Origin of the sequence: Streptomyces sp. NPDC005820 (assembly GCF_040630255.1) — a bacterium.
In the GTDB taxonomy this organism is placed as follows: domain Bacteria; phylum Actinomycetota; class Actinomycetes; order Streptomycetales; family Streptomycetaceae; genus Streptomyces.
On sequence record NZ_JBEXXE010000008.1, the window covers coordinates 50,141 to 67,842 of the forward strand.

Annotated in this window: 14 protein-coding genes and 2 tRNA genes; 7 read left to right on the forward strand and 9 right to left on the reverse strand. The window is 71.8% G+C overall.

Annotated features, from left to right (window positions below; translation table 11 throughout):
- Window positions 1-45: 45 nt before the first annotated feature.
- Window positions 46-771 carry a 3'-5' exonuclease gene (locus tag ABZ464_RS11770; protein WP_359274523.1) on the forward strand — a complete coding sequence of 242 codons (726 nt, stop codon included), beginning with the start codon at window positions 46-48 and terminating at the stop codon, window positions 769-771.
- 249 nt (window positions 772-1,020) lie between these two features.
- On the opposite strand, the gene ABZ464_RS11775 is transcribed toward ABZ464_RS11770, so the two are convergent.
- Window positions 1,021-1,092 (reverse strand) — tRNA-Val (locus ABZ464_RS11775).
- Between the two features lie 39 nt (window positions 1,093-1,131).
- On the reverse strand, window positions 1,132-1,578 hold the full coding sequence (locus ABZ464_RS11780) for an SRPBCC family protein (RefSeq protein ID WP_359274526.1): 447 nt from the start codon (window positions 1,576-1,578) through the stop codon (window positions 1,132-1,134).
- A gap of 94 nt (window positions 1,579-1,672) precedes the next feature.
- Between ABZ464_RS11780 and ABZ464_RS11785 the strand changes: the two genes are divergently transcribed.
- From ABZ464_RS11785 to ABZ464_RS11800, 4 genes are all read left to right on the forward strand, one after another.
- The gene (locus tag ABZ464_RS11785; RefSeq protein ID WP_359274529.1) at window positions 1,673-4,081 is read left to right on the forward strand and encodes a hypothetical protein; all 2,409 of its coding nucleotides are present in this window, start codon (window positions 1,673-1,675) and stop codon (window positions 4,079-4,081) included.
- A gap of 111 nt (window positions 4,082-4,192) precedes the next feature.
- Window positions 4,193-5,851 carry a helix-turn-helix domain-containing protein gene (locus ABZ464_RS11790; protein WP_359274532.1) on the forward strand — a complete coding sequence of 553 codons (1,659 nt, stop codon included), beginning with the start codon at window positions 4,193-4,195 and terminating at the stop codon, window positions 5,849-5,851.
- Between the two features lie 271 nt (window positions 5,852-6,122).
- Window positions 6,123-7,481 (forward strand): diaminopimelate decarboxylase, encoded by a 1,359-nt coding sequence (locus ABZ464_RS11795; RefSeq protein ID WP_359274535.1) that lies wholly within the window; start codon window positions 6,123-6,125, stop codon window positions 7,479-7,481.
- A gap of 11 nt (window positions 7,482-7,492) precedes the next feature.
- The gene (locus ABZ464_RS11800; RefSeq protein WP_359274538.1) at window positions 7,493-7,699 is read left to right on the forward strand and encodes a hypothetical protein; all 207 of its coding nucleotides are present in this window, start codon (window positions 7,493-7,495) and stop codon (window positions 7,697-7,699) included.
- Between the two features lie 58 nt (window positions 7,700-7,757).
- Here the strand turns inward: ABZ464_RS11800 and ABZ464_RS11805 are convergent, their stop codons facing one another.
- From ABZ464_RS11805 to ABZ464_RS11835, 7 genes are all read right to left on the reverse strand, one after another.
- Window positions 7,758-10,493, reverse strand: coding sequence for a Tat pathway signal sequence domain protein (locus ABZ464_RS11805; protein ID WP_359274541.1), 2,736 nt, complete (start codon window positions 10,491-10,493; stop codon window positions 7,758-7,760).
- 108 nt (window positions 10,494-10,601) lie between these two features.
- Window positions 10,602-11,195 (reverse strand): hypothetical protein, encoded by a 594-nt coding sequence (locus tag ABZ464_RS11810; protein WP_359274544.1) that lies wholly within the window; start codon window positions 11,193-11,195, stop codon window positions 10,602-10,604.
- A gap of 10 nt (window positions 11,196-11,205) precedes the next feature.
- Entirely contained in the window at window positions 11,206-12,078 is an 873-nt protein-coding gene (locus ABZ464_RS11815; protein WP_359274547.1) for a carbohydrate ABC transporter permease, read from the reverse strand.
- A complete protein-coding gene (locus tag ABZ464_RS11820) occupies window positions 12,075-13,031 on the reverse strand; it encodes a sugar ABC transporter permease (RefSeq protein ID WP_359274550.1) in 957 nt (318 codons plus the stop codon). The genes ABZ464_RS11815 and ABZ464_RS11820 overlap by 4 nt, the downstream gene beginning before the upstream one ends.
- 14 nt (window positions 13,032-13,045) lie before the next feature.
- Window positions 13,046-14,335 carry an extracellular solute-binding protein gene (locus ABZ464_RS11825; protein WP_359274553.1) on the reverse strand — a complete coding sequence of 430 codons (1,290 nt, stop codon included), beginning with the start codon at window positions 14,333-14,335 and terminating at the stop codon, window positions 13,046-13,048.
- Between the two features lie 713 nt (window positions 14,336-15,048).
- A tRNA-Val gene (locus ABZ464_RS11830) sits at window positions 15,049-15,120 on the reverse strand.
- A gap of 78 nt (window positions 15,121-15,198) precedes the next feature.
- Window positions 15,199-15,660 carry a TIGR02611 family protein gene (locus ABZ464_RS11835; RefSeq protein ID WP_359274556.1) on the reverse strand — a complete coding sequence of 154 codons (462 nt, stop codon included), beginning with the start codon at window positions 15,658-15,660 and terminating at the stop codon, window positions 15,199-15,201.
- A gap of 191 nt (window positions 15,661-15,851) precedes the next feature.
- On the opposite strand from ABZ464_RS11835, the gene ABZ464_RS11840 reads away from it, so the two are divergent.
- Complete coding sequence (locus ABZ464_RS11840) at window positions 15,852-16,265, forward strand: SsgA family sporulation/cell division regulator (RefSeq protein ID WP_004002642.1); 414 nt, start codon at window positions 15,852-15,854, stop codon at window positions 16,263-16,265.
- A 399-nt stretch (window positions 16,266-16,664) separates the two neighbouring features.
- The gene (locus tag ABZ464_RS11845) at window positions 16,665-17,225 is read left to right on the forward strand and encodes a CGNR zinc finger domain-containing protein (RefSeq protein ID WP_359274558.1); all 561 of its coding nucleotides are present in this window, start codon (window positions 16,665-16,667) and stop codon (window positions 17,223-17,225) included.
- Window positions 17,226-17,702: the final 477 nt, after the last annotated feature.

A 17,702-nucleotide genomic window follows, 5' to 3' on the forward strand; every position in this document is an offset into this window, starting at 1 on the left:
AGACGGTGCGTCAGCTGCCGTGGGTGAACGAGGGGTTGTGTTGGTATGTCGTACTGGTACGAGGGCCCGCTGGCCGCTTTCGACACGGAGACGACGGGCGTCGACGTGGAGGCCGACCGGATAGTGTCGGCCGCCCTCGTCGTCCAGGACGCCCCGGGGGTACGGCCGCGGGTGAGCCGCTGGCTGGTGAACCCGGGCGTGCCGGTGCCCGCCGAGGCTACGGCGGTGCACGGGCTGACGGACGACCATCTCCAGCGCAACGGCCGCTGGCCGGCGCCGGTGATGTTCGAGATAGCCGAGCTGCTCGCCGAACAGGCGGCGGCGGGACGGCCGTTGGTCGTGATGAACGCGCCGTTCGATCTGACCCTGCTGGACCGCGAGCTACGGCGGCACCGGGCCTCGTCGCTGGGGCACTGGCTGGAGCCGGCGCCGCTGCGGGTGCTGGACCCCCGGGTCCTGGACAAACACCTGGACCGCTACCGCAAGGGGCGGCGCACGCTCACCGACCTGTGCGCGCACTACGAGGTGTCCCTGGCCGACGCGCATGACGCGGCGGCGGACGCGCTGGCCGCGCTCGAGGTCGTACGGGCCGTGGGCCGGCGCTTCTCGGCGCGGCTGGAGCGGCTCTCGCCCGCCGAGCTGCACGCGCTCCAGATGACGTGGTTCGCGGCGCAGGCGCGCGGGCTGCAGGCGTGGTTCGCCCGCAGCGGCAACCCGGAGACGGTGGACACGTCGTGGCCGGTACGCCCGGAACTGCCGGCGGCGGCCTAGGCGCCTGCGCGCGGCCGGCGGTCGGCTCACCAGGAGCCTCCGCCGGAGTCACCGCCCGGGGACGGTGTGTGGGTGGCCACGGTGACGACGACGCCGGCCATGCAGCCCAAGGCACCGATCCCCCCGTACAGACCGGAGCGACGCTGACTGCCCGACCGTCGCCGCTCCGCCGAACACCAGCTGGGTGGCAAGGCACGTGCCGGTACACAAAAGAACCGGTCCGTGTGATACGGACCGGTTCTTTCCCGGTGGGCGATACTGGGTTCGAACCAGTGACCTCTTCGGTGTGAACGAAGCGCTCTCCCACTGAGCTAATCGCCCGGGAACGCACTGAACAATACAGGTCCCCGCACGCTTCGTTCAAACCGCTTCCAGCCGGGCGGCCAGTCCGCGCCGGCCGGCCCGCATCATCAGCCGGTGATTGGCCCGGAACAGCGGGCGCCCGGGTACGGCGAACCGCCTGAGCAGCGGCTTGTGCACCTCGACCACCTGGTCGTAGCGGGCGAGGGTGCCGGGGCCGTCGGCGGTGAGCGTCCAGCGCGCCCAGCCTTCGATGTCGCCGGACATCGCGATCTCCAGAACGCCCGCCGCCGGATCGCGGCGCGTCTCGCGCGCGGTGAAGGTGATGTCGTACGGCAGGAGCGAGCGGATGCGGATGACCCCGGTGGTGTCGTCGAGCCGGGTCACCTCGCGGACCTGGCGCCACCAGCGGGGATAGTCCTCCGCTCGCTCCAGCGCGTCGTACACGACGGCGGGGGGTGCGGGCAGGGTCCACAGGCTGCGGAAGCGGTAGTGCGTCCAGTCCATGGACAGAGTCTGCCCGTACCCGGGCGGGTATCTGAGTACGTTCTGAGTACGTGCGCCCATGCCGGGTGGCGTGACCCGGGACACACTCCGAGGCATGACGCACCTTCCGCCTCCGGCCGACGAGCTGCGGCTCGTCGATGCCGAGCTGTGGCAACTGGACGCCCGCCGGGCCCAGTTGCTGGCCCGCCGCGCCTGGCTGGTCGCGCACCTCCAGCAGGCACGGCCGGCTGTGGTCCCCCGGCCGGCAGCCACCGGGCCCGGTCCCGAGACCGCCGCCCCGCGTGTGCAGAACGTGCTGCTCCTGCTCGGCGGCGTCCTGCTCACCATCGCCGCGATGGCCTTCACCCTGGTCAGCTGGGGGCACCTGGGCATCGCCGGTCGCGCCCTGGTGCTCGGCACGGTCACGGCGGTCGCGCTCGCCGCGCCGGTGCCGCTGCTGCGGGGCGGGCTGCGGTCGACCGCCGAGTCGGTGGCGGGTCTCGGGATCGCGCTGACGGTGCTGGACGCCTATGCCCTGCACGAGGCCGCGCTCACGGACACCGACGGTACGGGCTACGCGGCGTACGCGTCGGCGGTGCTGGCGCTGCTGTGGACCGGGTACGGGCTCGGGCTCGGCGCGGTAGCGGTCTCGGTCCCACGGTCCGCGGCGGAACCCACCGCGCGACCCCGTCCGGCAGGGCTCCGGTTCCCTCTGCCCTTCGCCCTGGTGGCGGCCCAACTGCCGCTCCCGCTCTGGGCGATCGCGTCCTCCTCGGGGGCGTACGGCGTGGCGGCCGCCCTTGTGGTGACGGCCGGGTTCGACACCGCTGTGGCGCTCGCGCGTGCGACGACCGCCAGGTCCGTGCGCGTCACCGCGGCCGTCGGGGCGTACGGCATGGGCGGTGGGGGCGCGTCGGCGGCCGGCTGGCTGTCCTGGACGGCGGCCGGTCCGAGCGCGGCCGCCCGTGCGGCGGCGCTCCTGGTCCTCGCGGCGGTGACGGCTCTGGTCGCCGCGTGGCGGCTCGCCGGGGCGCGCGCCGCGACGGGCCACGCGCTCGCGGGCGGTGTACTGCTGGTGGCGGCGTCCGGCGGTGTCCTGCGTGTGACGCTGCCCGACGGCTGGGCGGTGCCCGCTCATCTGGCCTGCGGCGTGGCGCTGTTGGCGGCGCTGCGGGATCCCCTGCCCGAGCCCCTGCGGCGCGGCCTCGCCCGGGCCTGCGGCGCGGTGCAGGCGTTGGCGCTGCTCTGGACGGTGCCGTTGGTGGTCGTCGCGCTGCTGGGTCCGGTCGGCTGGATCGAGCACCCCTGGTCGGGTGCGCCGTCGGACGCCCGCGCCGCGGTGACCGTGCACACCCCGTGGCCGCCTCACCCGGTCCAGGCGCTGGTCGTCCTCACGGCCGCCGCCGGTGTGCTCGCCCTGGTGGTCCGCAACGCGACCTGGCGGCCGAGGGCCCTGACCGGCGCGCTGGTCCTGGCCTGGGTGACGGCGGTCGCGCTTCCCTCGGTGCTGGAACTCCCCTATGTCGCAGGCCTGTTGATGCTGGGAGCCGCCACGGCGGCTGCCGCGTTCGGTTCACGGTCGGTCACGACCACCCTGCTCTCGCTGGTCGGTTCCCTGAACCTCGCCTTCGTGTCCCTGGCCTCGCAGGCGGCCACCCTGACCGTGCTGTCCGCCCTGGCCGTCCTGTTCGCCGCGGCCTCGCGACGGCCACGCGCGGCTCCTTTCACCGTCCCCGCCGCCCTCGTGTACGCGGCCGCACTGGCCTGCGCGACCGGCGCGGCGGCCGGCTGGCAGCCGCAGTACACCGCCCTGCTGGTCCTGGTGGTCCCCGGTGTCGCGGCCGGGCTCGCCGCGCGCCTCGGCGACTCCCCGGCGACCGTGCCGGTGGAGGCGACGGGGGCCGCCGCCGGGCTGCTCGCCGTGGCCCTGGCGGTCACCGATCCGCCGATGCTGGCCCTGGTGCTGGCTCTGTGCGGTGTGATCACGGCGGGCACGGCGGTCCGCGCCGGTCGCCGGCCGGTCGGATACGCGGCCGCCGCCCTGTTCCTGCTGGCCACCTGGGTCCGGCTCGCCGCCTGGGACGTCACCACCCCGGAGGCGTACACGCTGCCGGTGACCGTCCCGGCCCTGCTCGTCGGCGCGCTGCGGCGCCGCCGCGACCCGCAGGCCTCGTCCTGGACGGCGTACGGCCCCGGGCTCGCCGCCACACTCGCGCCGAGCCTCGTCGCCGCCTGGGGCGACCCGGAGTGGACCCGTCCGCTGCTCCTGGGCGCGGCCGCGCTGCTGGTCACCCTGCTGGGCGCCCGGCACCGGCTACGGGCTCCGCTGGTGCTGGGCGGCTCGGCACTGGTCCTGGACACGGTGCACGAGCTGGCCCCCTACCTGGTCCAGGTCGCCGACGCGCTCCCCCGCTGGGTACCGCCGGCGCTCGCGGGGCTCCTGCTGCTCACCCTCGGGGCGACGTACGAGCAGCGCCTGCGGGACGTCCGTCGCGTGCGGGACGTACTGGAAAGGATGAACTAGCCCTGGGGCGAGCTGTTTTGCTCGGCATCGACTGCGGGCCGTGACGGTGATGTCGTACGTTTTCCGGATCGGCCGCCCGCGGTGGGTGGCGTGTGCACGACTGGGGGCTGCGTGACGGACCTGGGGGGATCAGCCGGCTGGGAGGCGAGCGGCGAGACGCGGGTGTCGCTGGAGCGGCTGCTCTCCGTCGTGGGCGTGGGCGTCGTGGAGTTGCACTCGGCGCCCGCCGGGCTGGGGACCACGGTCACCGGCGTGAACGTGCTGGACCTCCTGGAGCCCGTGATCAGGCCCCGGGAGCTGCTGCTCGCCGTGGGCGTCGATCCGCGCTCGCCCCAGGCGGTCGACGTCGTACGCCGGGCCGGCGAGTCGGGTGCGGCGGGCGTGGTGTTCGGACCGGGCCGGCCCGAGCCTGCCGCGGGTGCCCTTCAGGCGGCCGCCGAGGAGGGCGGTACGGCGCTGCTCTTCCGTACCGCCTGGTGCACCTGGGCGCATCTGGTCGGTGTGCTGCGGGCGGGGCTCGCCTCGGCGGGCGTACTGCCGGCGGCCGGGCTCGGCGGGCCGCGGCTGGGGGACCTCAACTCGCTGGCCGACGCGGTGGCGGCCCTGGTGGGCGGCGCGGTGACCATCGAGGACACGGAGTCCCGGGTGCTCGCCCACTCCTCGACCGAGGAGGACGTGGACGAGCAGCGCCGGCTGACCATCCTCGGCCGCCGGGTCCCGCCGTGGCGGGTGGCCGCCATGCGGGAGGCCGGGTTCTTCCAGGCGCTGTGGGCCGGGGACGACGTACTGCACCGGCCGGCGCGCGGGCAGGACCCTGAGCGTCTGGTGGGCGCGGTACGGGCGGGCGGGGAGGCGCTCGGGTCGATCTGGGTGGCCGCGGTGGCCGGACGGCCGTTGGCACCCAACGCCTCCGAGGCCCTGCGCGCGGCGGTCCGGACGGCCGCCGCCCACCTGCTGCACCACCGCACCCACAGTTCGGACGACCGCCTCGTCGAGGACGCGGCCCGCGCGCTGCTGGAGGACCGCGGATCCGTCGAGGTGCTCGCGGAACGGGCGTCGCTGCCGCCGAGGGAGCCGTGTGCCGTGCTGGCGGTCGCTACCGGGACCGCGGAACACGGGGACGACGGTCCGTCAGGACTGCACGGGCTGCTGACCCTGCACTGTGCCGCCTACGGCCATCGCACGGTGGTCGTCCCGGCGGGCGGCCGGATCCTGGTGCTGCTGAGCACGCTGGACCGCGACCCCGCGAGGGCCGAGGGCCAGGTGACGCGGCTGGGGGAATCGCTGGCGAAGCAGCTGTCGGCCACCCTGGGCAGGCCGGTGAAGGTCGGTCTCGGCGATGTCGCCCCCGGACTGGCACGGGCGCCCGAGTCGCGCCGGTCGGCCGAGGTCGCCCTCAGGGCGCTCACCGAGGCCGCGGGGTCGCGCACCGTGGCCCGGACAGCCGACGTCGCGGACACGGTCGGCATCCTGCAGGTCGTCGGCGCCCTACGCGCGGTGGCGCTGCCGCCGCAGACCTCGGTGGCCCGACTGAGGGCGTTCGACGCGGAGCACAGCGGCAGTTGCCTGGTGGAGACCCTGCGCGCCTACCTCGACCATTTCGGCGACGTGTCGGCCGCCTCCCGCGCGCTGGGCGTGCATTCCAACAGCCTGCGCTACCGGCTGCGGCGCATCACCCAGGTGTCGGAGCTGGATCTGGAGAGCCCGGACGCCCGACTGCTGGCCCAGTTGCAGTTACGCCTGAGCGACCAGGGCGACGGCGCGCACTGAGCGACCGGGGCGTCGACCGCTCTTCCGGCCGCTCGTCGGCGCCTCGCCCCCGCTTGTGGGCCGCTTGTGCGCCGTCACCATGGAAGGGCCGCTTCTTCGTCGGAGCGCACAACGGCACGGCCCGGCGGGGCCGTTGTTTGCCCCTGACCGCCGTGGGAGGGGCCCACGGCTTTGCCGACTCGACGAAGACGCCCTCCCGGTGCGGACAGCAGCCTGGTACTCCGCCCCGGGAAGGTCCCGGGCGCTGCGCTGACCACCTGGACGGCTCACCATGACCGGAATGACCCCCGCCGCCGAGCGGCGCGAGCGGATCCTGCAGGAGGCGGTGCGGCAGGGACTGCTGGACCCCGAGCACTCGCTGCTGGCCGCCTTCGTCGACCTGGACGGCGTCGCCGCGACGGTCGAGTCCCTGCACCGCGCCTTTCCCTCCTCGCCGCGCGTGCTGCACGCGTTCGCCGCCAAGGCCAACAGCCTGGTGCCGGTGCTGGCGGAGCTACGGCGGCTCGGCATGGGCTGCGAGGTCGCCACCGCGGGTGAGCTGGCCCGCGCGGTGGCCGCCGGCTTCGCACCGGACCGGATCGTCTTCGACTCGCCGGCCAAGACGCAGGCCGAACTCCGTCGTGCCCTGGACCTGGGGGTGACCGTCAACGCGGACAACTACCAGGAACTCGCCAGGATCGACCGGGCACTCGGCGACCGCGCCCCGCTGTCGAGAATCGGTGTGCGGGTCAACTCCCAGCTCGGTGGTGGTGCCATCGCCGCGATGAGCACGGCCACGAGCACCTCCAAGTTCGGCGTCCCGCTGGCCGACCCGGGCAGCCGACGGGAGTTGCTGCGCGCTTACCGCGACCGGCCGTGGCTCACCTGGGTGCACACGCACACCGGTTCCCAGGGCTGCCCGCTGGACCTCATGGCGCGCGGGGTCGCCGAGGCCGTGGCGTTCGCCGAGGAGGTCAACGCCACCGTCGGGCGGCGTCAGGTCGTCGGCATCGACATCGGGGGCGGACTGCCCGTCAACTTCGCCGACGACGAGACCACGCCGACCTTCGACACCTACGTCGGCCGGCTGCGCGCCCACGCGCCCGCGCTGTTCTCCGGCGGGTACGAGATCGTCACCGAGTTCGGGCGCTCCGTCCTCGCCAAGAACGGTTTCATCGCCGCGTACGTGGAGTACACGAAGAGCATGGGCGGCCGGCCGATCGCGGTCACCCACGCCGGTGTGCAGGTGGCCACCCGGACCGTGTTCCATCCCGACGCCTGGCCGCTGCGGATCGAGGCGCACGACGGCAGTGGCACGGTGAAGCGGGGCGGACCGGTCCGCCAGGACATCGCGGGCCCCGCCTGCTTCGCCGGTGACCTGCTGGCACGTGACCGTGCGCTGCCGCTGCTCGAACCCGGCGACCTCGTCACCGTCCCGGACACCGGCGCCTACTACTTCTCGACGCACTTCCAGTACAACTCCCTGGCCGAGCCCGCCGTGCACGGCGTCCGCACGAGCGGTGACGGCCGTATCGCCTTCGAACTGCTGCGGCCCGCGCAGGACCCGTGGAACGTCCCCGTGCCGGACCTGGGCGGCCACGGAGTGGTCCGGCGGGAACGGGCGCACGAGCCCGCGCACGGCATCGGGTAAGGAGTAACGAGGTGGCACAGCCCAACCGTCGGCGGCCGGGCCAGGAAGGGACGCTCCTCAGTCAGCGGGCCGCCATCGTCTTCCTGCTGGCAGCCCTGGTCGGCATCGGTGCCACGGTTCTGGCGGCGCTGGCCGGCAACGCGTGGCCCGTCGCGGTGAGCGTCGGCGGCGGGGTGGTCGCCCCGGCCGTCCTGTTCTTCAACCAGATCATCGACTAGGGAGTGGCGAGCGGACCCGCACGGCCGGCGTCGCGGGGTCCACTCGTCCGGTCTCCCGTTACGGCATCTTGTCGCCGAGGAGGGCCAGGTTCTCGATGGCGGCGAGGCCGTAGAGGGCGGTGTCGTTGGTGGACACCCAGGCGGCCTCGCTGCCCGCGACCAGGGCGGCGGGGCCGCTCACCGGCTCCGTCTTCCAGGGCGAGGACTCGGTGTAGCCGTCGGAGCTGTAGAACTTGGTCCACGCCCGCTTGGCGAGCGTCTCGTCGCCGGTCTGCACGGCGGCGTACGCGTCGAGGCGGGAGTGGCCCTGGAACAGCAGCAGGGTGCCGAAGTTGGAGCCGTAGCGCGCCGCCTGCTCGGCCTTGGTGGCGTTGAAGTAGCGGCAGTAGTCGAAGTAGGCCGCGTTGAAGGCCGGCATGTCGACCAGGTGGATGAGCTCCGCGCACAGTTCGTTGAGGCCGAAGACGGCGGACAGGTGGGAGACGCCGACGACCGGGGTGGCGGCCACGGCGAACTTCCCGGTGTCGAGGTCGTACAGGCCGCTGCCCTGGACGAAGCCGTTGGGCTGGGCGGCGATCGTCTCCATCGTCGACAGCACGCGCGCCTTGGCCTTCTCCCACTTGGGGCCCTTGCGCTCCCACTCGGTGAGCCAGGCCGAGACCAGACCGCTCCAGTCGGTGCCGAAGCCGATCGACAGGGCGTGCCGGTCGGGTGTGTACGGCTCGGTGCGGATCTTGCGCAGCGGGTCCAGGGCGAGGAACGTCTCGTCGGAGTCGACGTTCGCGTGCATGAGGTCGCCGACGCGTTCGTCCGCGGTGAGGAAGTAGTAGTAGCGGCGGTAGGTGGTGTTGGCGATGCGCTGCTGCTTGGCGCTGTCGGCGTAGTGCTGGACGCCGTGCCGGGTGCCCAGGCCCGCCCACTGGCCGATGTGGTAGACGTCCACCTCGCCGGTGTGGCGGGTCATCGCCTCGGCGAAGCGGAAGATGTCCGCGCGGCCGGAGCGCAGATACGCGAGCCAGAGCCAGAGGTCCGGGGACAGTTCGGAGTTGTCCCAGGCGTAGCCGCCGATGTCGTAGCGCCACTGGTGCCGGACCGTGTCGTAGGTGTGCATGATGTCGCCGTAGTCCCAGAAGCCGTACCAGCGGCGCTGCTCCACCTGGCCCTTGTAGTAGGTGAAGAGGAAGTCGAGGTGGTCCTCGATCTTCGCCTTGGCGGGGGTGGAGCGGTCGGGCTCGGAGTACAGGCCGGGGCCGAAGACCTTCGCCTTGATGAGCTGCTTGGGCGGGGCGGCGAGCTGCGGAAGCACCCGTACGGCCTCGACCTGTTCGGCGAGTTTCGCGGGTGCCGGCGTCGACTCGTTGGCCCAGAACAGCAGTTCGGAGGTACGGGCGATCCCGTAGGGGGTGCCGAATTCCGGCTCGTAGTCCTCGTAGGTGATGTTGAGGCCTTCGAGCTGCTCGGGGTAGGTGTCCTGGCCCATGCCGTCGTGGTAGAAGCGCAGGTCCATGGGCTGCGCCTCGGGCGACCAGAGCCAGAGGGTGACCTCGGCCTCGTCGGTCTGCGCGTCGCGGATGTCGAGCTGGGAGGGGTGCCGCTCCCAGAAGTCCCGGAGTCCGAAGGAGAATCCGCCGCTCGCCCCGCCGACGTACCCGAAGCCGGAGGCCCGCCTGCCGCCGCCCGCGCCGATCCAGCCGTGCCCCTTCTTGGTGCGCTTGCGCAGGGTGAAGCCGTCGGCCGAGAGCTGGGAGAGGGTGTAGTCGCCCCACTCGGGGATGTACTGCAGCCGGGTGGTGACGCGCTGGTCCCAGGTGGCGGGGTCGGGCAGCTTCTCCCCCGAGTACTGGGCGGCCTGCACCGCCGCGCCCGGGTCGCGGCGCAGACCCGTGATGCCCTTGACCGCCTCCCTGAGCAGGCCGGTGCCCTCGCCGCCGATGCGGATGTGGCGGTCGTACGACTCGTCGCGCATCGGCACGGTGAAGCGGACCCCGAGCCCGCGGATGAAGTCGCCGGAGGCCTTGCCGGGTTCCTGGGTGCCGTCGTACGTGATCGTGTGGACCATGCGGAAGGAGTCGGCGCCCGCGTAGAAGTACAGGCGGATGGAGAACGGCAGCCAGCTGCGGCTGCCCTTGCGGTGCTTGCCGTCGATGCGGACGACCGCGCGGACCGGGCCCTCCTGCTCGACGGTGACGTCGCCGATGGCGCCCTCGAAGCGCTCCGTCTTGACCGTGCCCTGGTCCTCGTCCTCGATCTCGGGCTGACGGATCAGGACCAGCCGGCCGTTCTTGGCGATCTCGGTGGAGCCGCGCTTGACGGACTTGATGAGGGAGGCGCCGTCCTTGCCGATCCGCACCGTGATGACCCCGGTGGAGACGTCGATCGTGCCGCCGCTCTTGTCGACGGTGACCTTCTTGCCGGGGGCGGCGGGGGTGCCGGCGGCGAGGGTGAGCTTGCCGGAGCCCTGGCTCACGGCGTGGGCGGTCCACTTCAGCGAGCCGTCCGGCCAGTACGCGATCGGCCAGGACTGGACGGGCACGTCCTTGCCGTCGGCGTCCGTCAGCGCGAAGGTCTGGTCGTCCTGGAAGGCGCCCATCGGCCAGGGCACGCCGAGCGTGGAGCCGGGGGCGGCGCCGAGACCGCCGTCCTCCAGCCAGTCCAGGGTCACCGGATCCGCGTCGGCCGCCGCGGCTGCGGGCGCGGCCTCGGCGTCCCTGGTCCCGAGCGCCCAGGAGAACTGGGCGGCGGCGCCGGCGACGGCCGCCGCCTTGAGGAGGGACCTGCGGGGGATGGGAGACATGGCCTTTCCTTTCCGAGTCTGACTGGTCAGGGGCATGACAGAGGGAGGCGCGACAGAGGGAGGCGCGGCGCCGCTCCGGGCGCCGGCCTGAAGAGGGGGCACCGCCGGTCAGCGGTGCCGGGGGCGCTCCTCGACGGCGACGGCCGCCGCGGCGACCACCCCCAGGACGGGGACCGAGAGCGGCACGACGAACCACGCGGACACGGCTACGACGCCCAGCCCGCCGACGATCAGGAAGGAACCGGCCGGATCGAGCACGGTCCGGCGTCCGGCGTCCCCGAGCAGCGCCCGCCAGGGCGCGCCCGGCGTCCAGACGGCCCCTGCCCGCAGCAGGGCCACGACCAGTCCGAGCAGGGCGAGGATGCCGACGGCTCCGACGAACGGCCCGCCGGGAAGCCCGGCCCGCACGGCCAGGACGTCCACCCAGACCGCGCCGGCCGCCGCCAGGCCGAGGAGCCCGACGACCCAACCGCCGCGGACTGCCGCACGGAAGTCCTCGACGAACTCCCGCAAGCCGCTGCCCTCGTGGCCGATACGACGCCGGAGGTGCCGTGCGCCGGCGGCGAAGGCGGCGGGATACGTGACGACCCCGAGCGAGGCCACCGCGATCCACACCCCGGTGAGCAGGCACTCGGCGAAGACGGCGAACCGCTCGCCCCCGAGGAAGGACGCTCTGCGGGCCTTCACACGCGCTTGGGCCATGGGAATCGCCTCACTTCAGTCCGGACGTCGCCATACCGTCGATGAGGTAGCGCTGGAAGGCCATGAAGAAGGCGATGACCGGCACCAGCGCCACCAGCGACATCGCGATCATGCTGCCGTAGTTGGAGATGCCCTCCTGGTCGCGGAACATCATGAGGCCGAGTGAAACGGTGTACTTGGACGGGGTGTTGAGGTAGATCAACGGCCCCATGAAGTCGTTCCACGCGTTGATGAAGGTGAAGATGGCGCTGGTGATGAGGGCGGGGCGGCACAGCGGCAGGACGATGGACCAGTAGGTCCTCAGGTGCCCGCAGCCGTCCAGCCTGGCGGCCTCGTCGAGCTCGCGCGGCAGCCCGCGCATGAACTGCACCATCAGGAAGACGAAGAACGCCTCCACGGCCAGGAACTTGCCCGCCACGAGCGGCACCAGCGTGTCGATGAGCTCCAGCTTGCGGAACAGCACGTACTGCGGGATCAGCAGGACGTGGTACGGCAGCAGCAGCGTGCCGATCATCAGCGTGAACATCAGGTTCCGCCCGGCGAACCGGATCTTGGCGAAGGCGTACGCGGTCAGTGAGCTGGACAGCACCACACCGACCACCGCGAGGACCGCGTACGTCAGCGAGTTCACGAAGAAACTGCTGACGGAGATGCCGGAGATACCGTCGGCGAGGCCCGAGAAGTTCGCCCAGACCGGCTTGGCGGGCAGCAGGTCGACACTGGCGATGATGTCCTTGCTCGGCTTGAACGAGGCGCCGAGCACCCAGATCACGGGATACAGCACGACCGCGAGGACGGCCAGCGCGCCCACGTGCCAGGCGATCGAGCCGGCCCGCCGCCGCTCGTTCGCGGTGCGCACGACAGGGGTGGTGGCTGTGGTCACTTGGCGGCCTCCTCGTAGTGCACCCACTTCTTCTGCGACCAGAACAGGACCGACGTGACGAGCGCCACCGCGACCACCAGCGTCCAGGCCATCGCGGAGGCGAAGCCCATCTGGGCCTCCTTGAAGCCCTTCTGGTAGAGGTAACAGGTGTAGACGAGGGTGGCGTCGGCGGGCCCGCACCGGGTGTCGGAGACGACGTACGCGGAGCCGAACACCTGGAACGCGTGGATGGACTCCAGCAGCACGTTGAAGAACAGCACCGGGGAGATCATCGGCAGTGTGATGTTCCAGAACCGCCGGAAGGGACCGGCCCCGTCCATCTCGGCCGCCTCGTACAGCTCCTGCGGGACCTGCTTGAGACCCGCCAGGAAGATGACCATCGGCGCGCCGAACTGCCAGATGCTCAGGGCCACCAGGGCGTAGAGGACGTAGTCCGGGTTGCCGATCCAGCCCCCCACGTCGAGACCGAAGATCTTCTGCGAACGGTCCACGATCGCGTCGTCCGAGAACAGCGCCCGCCACACGAACCCGACGGAGACGCTGGCGCCGATGAGCGAGGGCATGTAGAACGCGGCCCGGTACAGGCCCTGCCCCCGCCGCTTCTGCGCGAGCAGCAGCGCGACACCGAGCGCGAGCAGCAGTTTCAGCGGGGTGGCCACGACGACGTACTTCAGGGTGACCTCGACCGACTTCTGCCAGCGCGGGTCCTGGAACATCGTCGTGAAGTTGTCGAGCCCCACCCACTTGGGGGGCGTGAACAGGTTGTAGCTGGTGAACGCGTAGTACAGCGACGCGATCATCGGCCCCGCCGTGAGCAGGAGGAACCCCGCGATCCACGGCGACATGAAGAGATAGCCGGCGAGGTTCTCGCGGCGCCGCCCGCGCCGCCCGGCGGCGGGAGCGGCGGACCGCTTCCCGGCCGGACGCGCGGGCGCTTCCTTGACGAGCGTCATGGTGGTACGTCCCCTCAGCCCGCGAACGCGGCCTTGGCCTCGCTGAACAGCGCCTTCGCGGCGTCGGCCGGCTTGGTCTTGCCCTGCGCGACCTCGGCGCCGATGCGCAGGAAGGCCGCCTCGATGACGTCGACGCCGGACGGGTGCGGGGTGATCTTCCCGAGGACACCGGCCTTGGCGACCTCCTCCTCGTACGCCTTGACGCCCTTGTTGTTCTCGTCGGTGGGCGTGAACGCGTCGTACTGCTCGGTCGTGGCGAGGATGCCGCGGTCGTAGCCCATGATCTTGCCGACCTCGGGGTCGTGGACCATGAAGGAGATGAACTGGGCGACTTCCTTGGGGTGCTTGGTCCCGGAGAAGCCACTGAGCATCAGCGAGCCGAGGTACTGGCCGGTGTCCTTGCCGTCGGTGGTGGGGATCGGGGCGAGCCCGTAGTCCGACTCCCCCTCGCCCTCGTAGCGGATGGAGAAGTTGTCCCAGGTGAACTCGGACGCGGCGAGGCCGGCCGAGAGACCCGACTTGGGCGCGGCCTGCTCGATCTTCTTCGGGTCGGCGACGAGCCCGGACTTCACGCGCTTGTAGCCGTCCTCCCACCACTGCGTCAGATCGTCCTCGGTGAAGCCGAGATCGGAGTCGGTGAAGAACGCCTTGCCGTTCTGACGCAGGTACAGGTCGTACAGGTACATGATTCTGAAGTAACCGGTGTCACCGGCGATCTTCAGCTTGTCCTGGATCGTCTGGAGCGCGTCGAAGTACTCGTCCCAGGTCCAGCCGAACTTCGGCGCCACGCCGGCCTTCTTGAAGGCGTTGAGGTCGATGACGAGCGCCATGGTGTTGGCGCCGACCGGAATGCCGAGCTGCTTGCCGTCGACCTGACCGTTCGCCAGAACGCCGTTGCGGAAGTTGTCCAGGCTCAGGTTCCCGGCGTCCGCCTGCGACTTGAGATCCATGAGAACGCCGCGCTTGTCGTACTTGCGCAGGAAACCGACCGCATTCTGGAAAACGTCCGGCGGATTTCCACCGGAGGCCTGGGTCTGGAACTTCTCCCAGAACGCCTCGTAGTCGGTGAATTCAGGCTTGATCTTGATCTTCGGGTACTTCTTCTCGAAGAGCGCGATCGTCTTCTTGATGGCGATGGTGCGCGGCTCGCCACCCCACCACGCGTAACGCAGTGTCACCGTCCCGTCTCCGGAACTGCCACTGCCCCCACCGCACCCGGTCGTCGCGGCGAGCCCCAGCGTCGCCGCCGTCGCCCCGGCCGCCTTCAGGATCGTTCGCCTCTCAACATTCCTGTTGGTTCCCACAGTCGGGCCCTCCTTGCGGCATCGCCACCGCTGCATGAATCGTTTCAAGAAAGCGCTTGCTGGCAAAAGGTACGAGGGGGTTGAGGGAGCGTCAATGATTCGGACAGGAATTTCTTGTGAGGGCGCAAAGCGGCGGAGGGGGCCGACAGCAGGGTCAAGTCGTGGGCAGGGGTGGGAAGTTGCAGGTGAGAGGCGTGCGTTCGCGCTGTCGAACTGGACGGCGGGGCCTGGGCGGGTGCGGAGAGGGATGGAAATCCGCCTGGGTGGTGGGGGGCCGGGCAGGGTGACGGGTGGGGTGAGTGAGGTGGGTGGGTGGGGCGGAGGGGTGGGTCAGGGTGAGGGGAGCAGAGGGGGTGCGCTCGGGGGGTGACGGCCGCAGGGGGCCGGGAGGAGGTCCGGGGGACTCGCCGGGAGAGGGGGAAGCGAGCGGTGGGGTGACGGGGAGCAGCGGGGAGCGGCGGGCCGGGGCGGGCGGCTGGGGTGACTGCGTACGGTCACATTGGCGGGGGTGGCGGTCGGGGCCGCATCACCCTGCGGGGCGTGCGCCGTGCGGTCCGACGACGCCACAGGGGTCGGCGGTCCGGCCTCGGGATGCCGGGGCGATGGGGCGATGGGGCGATGGGGCGACCGGAAGTCGGCGGGGCCAGGGGTGTCTGCGCAGCACAAATGACGGTGGCCCGTCTGCTCTGTCGCAGGCGGGCCACCGTCCGGGGTGGGCGATACTGGGTTCGAACCAGTGACCTCTTCGGTGTGAACGAAGCGCTCTCCCACTGAGCTAATCGCCCGGACGCAGGAAGAACATTACCCCATGTCAGGCGGTGCCTGTGACCACGGCGGCCCGGCTCCCGGGTCTTCGCGGCAGCTCACTGGTCCTTGATGTTCCAGGGCATCTCGAAGCCGAACTTCCACAGGTAGACACCCATGAGAACGCCGATGATCACCAGGCCGATCGAGGTGAGGACGATGTTGCGGCGGCGCACCTTGGGATCGAGGGCGCGTGCGGCGGCCTCGGTGACTTTGCGCTTGGTCCAGCGCAGCACCAGCTGGGCCCAGACGAACTCGGTCGCCCAGATCGCCATACCGCCGAAGATCACAATCCAGCCGGGTCCGGGCAGCGGAAGCATGATGATGCCGGCCACCACCACGGCCAGGCCGATCACGAAGACACCGACCTGCCAGCTCAGATGCAGCACACGGCGCGCCTTGACGAACTCGGGCGCCCTGGAGCCGAGCCCCTGGTCCTGAGGCTCCTCCGCCGCCCCGCCCGTCTTCGCTCCGTCCGCCGCCACGGCTACCTCGCCAGGCTCGTCACTCCCCGTATTCATACACCCAGACCCTACCCGAGAGATTCCAGTCACCGGAATGGTGGTACTTCGCGAACAGGCTCTCGGCCGGAAGAGTTACGTAAAGGCACGCAAAACACTCAGAGGGGTTTACAACGGCACCGTAGGTGGCATGTCGATTTCGCCGACGTGCGAATCCCCGAGCGCACACTGAGCGAAAGGCCCTGGCGCTTATGAACACCACGGTCAGCTGCGAGCTGCACCTGCGCCTCGTTGTGTCGAGCGAGTCCTCCCTGCCTGTCCCCGCAGGCCTGCGGTACGACACGGCCGACCCCTACGCCGTGCACGCCACCTTCCACACCGGAGCCGAGGAAACCGTCGAGTGGGTGTTCGCCCGCGACCTCCTCGCCGAAGGCCTGCACCGGCCGACCGGCACCGGCGACGTCCGTGTCTGGCCGTCCCGCAGCCACGGTCAGGGCGTCGTCTGCATCGCCCTGAGTTCTCCCGAGGGCGAGGCCCTGCTCGAGGCCCCGGCGCGGGCCCTGGAGTCCTTCCTCAAGCGGACGGACGCGGCCGTGCCTCCCGGCACGGAACACCGCCACTTCGACCTCGATCAAGAGCTCTCGCACATCCTGGCGGAAAGCTAGGGCGGGGCTCATACCGAGCTGCCCGGCGCCGTCCACTCGGGGAGACGGCTCGGGCGACGACCATCGCACAGGGAACGCGCCTACGCCGCGCCACGGTCCGCCGTGGCGCGGCGTCGGCGCGTTCGGGGCCGTGCGGGGCGCCGGCCGGGGCGCGGTCCGGGGCGCCGTGCGGGGCGCCGGCCGGGGGCGCGGTCCGGGGCGCCGTCCGGGGTTCACTCGCAAGCAGTCCGGGGCGGTGCCGAGTGGCCCTCGGAGGCGTCGCGGGCGGCTCGGGGCGGCCGTCCCGGACGCTGTCACGGGCAGTCCGCGGCGGGAGCCCCGTGGCTTCCGCGCTCGGGGCGGCTACCATCGGCCAGCATCGGCGGGCGCCCGCCCGACCCCCAGGCCAGGGAGCGAAACGTGCTGATCACCCACGACACCCGGTGTGCGCTTGATGCCGTGGTGGAGCTGGTCAACACCGCGCCGGAGGACGAGACCACCCCGGACGCGCTGCCGGATGTCGCCACCCTCGCGGAGTTCGTGCGGAAGCACGCCATCAGTGACGTCGGCGTGCTGTCGGAGTTCGACCTCTCCGCGGTGCGCAAGATCCGGGGGCGGTTCGCCGGGATCTTCGCGGCCCGGGACGCCCGGACGGCCGCCGGACTGATCAATGAGCTCGTCGCCGCCGCGGGCACCACGCCCCGGCTCACGGACCACGACGGCTACGACTGGCATGTCCACTACTTCGCGCCCGGCGCCTCCGTCGCCGACCATCTCGCGGCCGACTGCGGAATGGCGCTGGCCTTCTTCGTGGTGGCCGGGGAGCAGGAGCGGCTGCGGCGCTGCGAGGCCCCCGACTGTCGGCGCGCCTTCGTCGACCTCTCCCGCAACCGCTCCCGCCGCTACTGCGACAGCCGCACCTGCGGCAACCGCCTCCACGTGGCCGCCTACCGCGCCCGCCGCAAGGAGGCAGCCGGCTGAGGCCGACGAGCACGCATCGGGGGGCGGGGGCAGGGGAACGGCGCGCCGGTCAGCAGGCACGGCTCGGTCGACCCGGCAGCAACCACGGTCGGCCAGCCCCAGGGGACAGAGGCGGCTCGGTCGGCCCGCAGCCAGCACGGCTCGGTCGGACCACGAGCACCCACTGTCGGCCGGCCCGGGGACGGTCGTCCGGACCGGGGATAGACACGACTCGGTCGGCCCGCAGGCGGCACGGCTCGGTCAGCCCGCAGGCGGCACGGCTAGATCAGCCCGGAAGCAGCGCAGCTCGGGCCAGCCCTGGGGCAGACGCGCCTCGGTCGGCCCAGAAGCAGCGCAGCTCGGCCAGCCCTGAGGCAGACGCGCCTCGGCCAGCCCAGAAGCAGCGCAGCTCGGCCAGCCCTGAGGCAGACGCGCCTCGGCCAGCCCAGAAGCAGCGCAGCTCGGCCAGCCCTGAGGCAGACGCGACTCGGTCAGCCC

What these genes read in the sequence shown, in the direction of transcription:
- ABZ464_RS11770 (WP_359274523.1), top strand. Translation starts at nt 46, where the DNA reads ATGTCGTACTGGTACGAGGGCCCGCTGGCCGCTTTCGACACGGAGACG.
- ABZ464_RS11780 (WP_359274526.1), bottom strand. Translation starts at nt 1,578, where the DNA reads ATGGACTGGACGCACTACCGCTTCCGCAGCCTGTGGACCCTGCCCGCA.
- ABZ464_RS11785 (WP_359274529.1), top strand. Translation starts at nt 1,673, where the DNA reads ATGACGCACCTTCCGCCTCCGGCCGACGAGCTGCGGCTCGTCGATGCC.
- ABZ464_RS11795 (WP_359274535.1), top strand. Translation starts at nt 6,123, where the DNA reads ATGACCGGAATGACCCCCGCCGCCGAGCGGCGCGAGCGGATCCTGCAG.
- ABZ464_RS11805 (WP_359274541.1), bottom strand. Translation starts at nt 10,493, where the DNA reads ATGTCTCCCATCCCCCGCAGGTCCCTCCTCAAGGCGGCGGCCGTCGCC.
- ABZ464_RS11810 (WP_359274544.1), bottom strand. Translation starts at nt 11,195, where the DNA reads ATGGCCCAAGCGCGTGTGAAGGCCCGCAGAGCGTCCTTCCTCGGGGGC.
- ABZ464_RS11820 (WP_359274550.1), bottom strand. Translation starts at nt 13,031, where the DNA reads ATGACGCTCGTCAAGGAAGCGCCCGCGCGTCCGGCCGGGAAGCGGTCC.
- ABZ464_RS11835 (WP_359274556.1), bottom strand. Translation starts at nt 15,660, where the DNA reads ATGAATACGGGGAGTGACGAGCCTGGCGAGGTAGCCGTGGCGGCGGAC.
- ABZ464_RS11840 (WP_004002642.1), top strand. Translation starts at nt 15,852, where the DNA reads ATGAACACCACGGTCAGCTGCGAGCTGCACCTGCGCCTCGTTGTGTCG.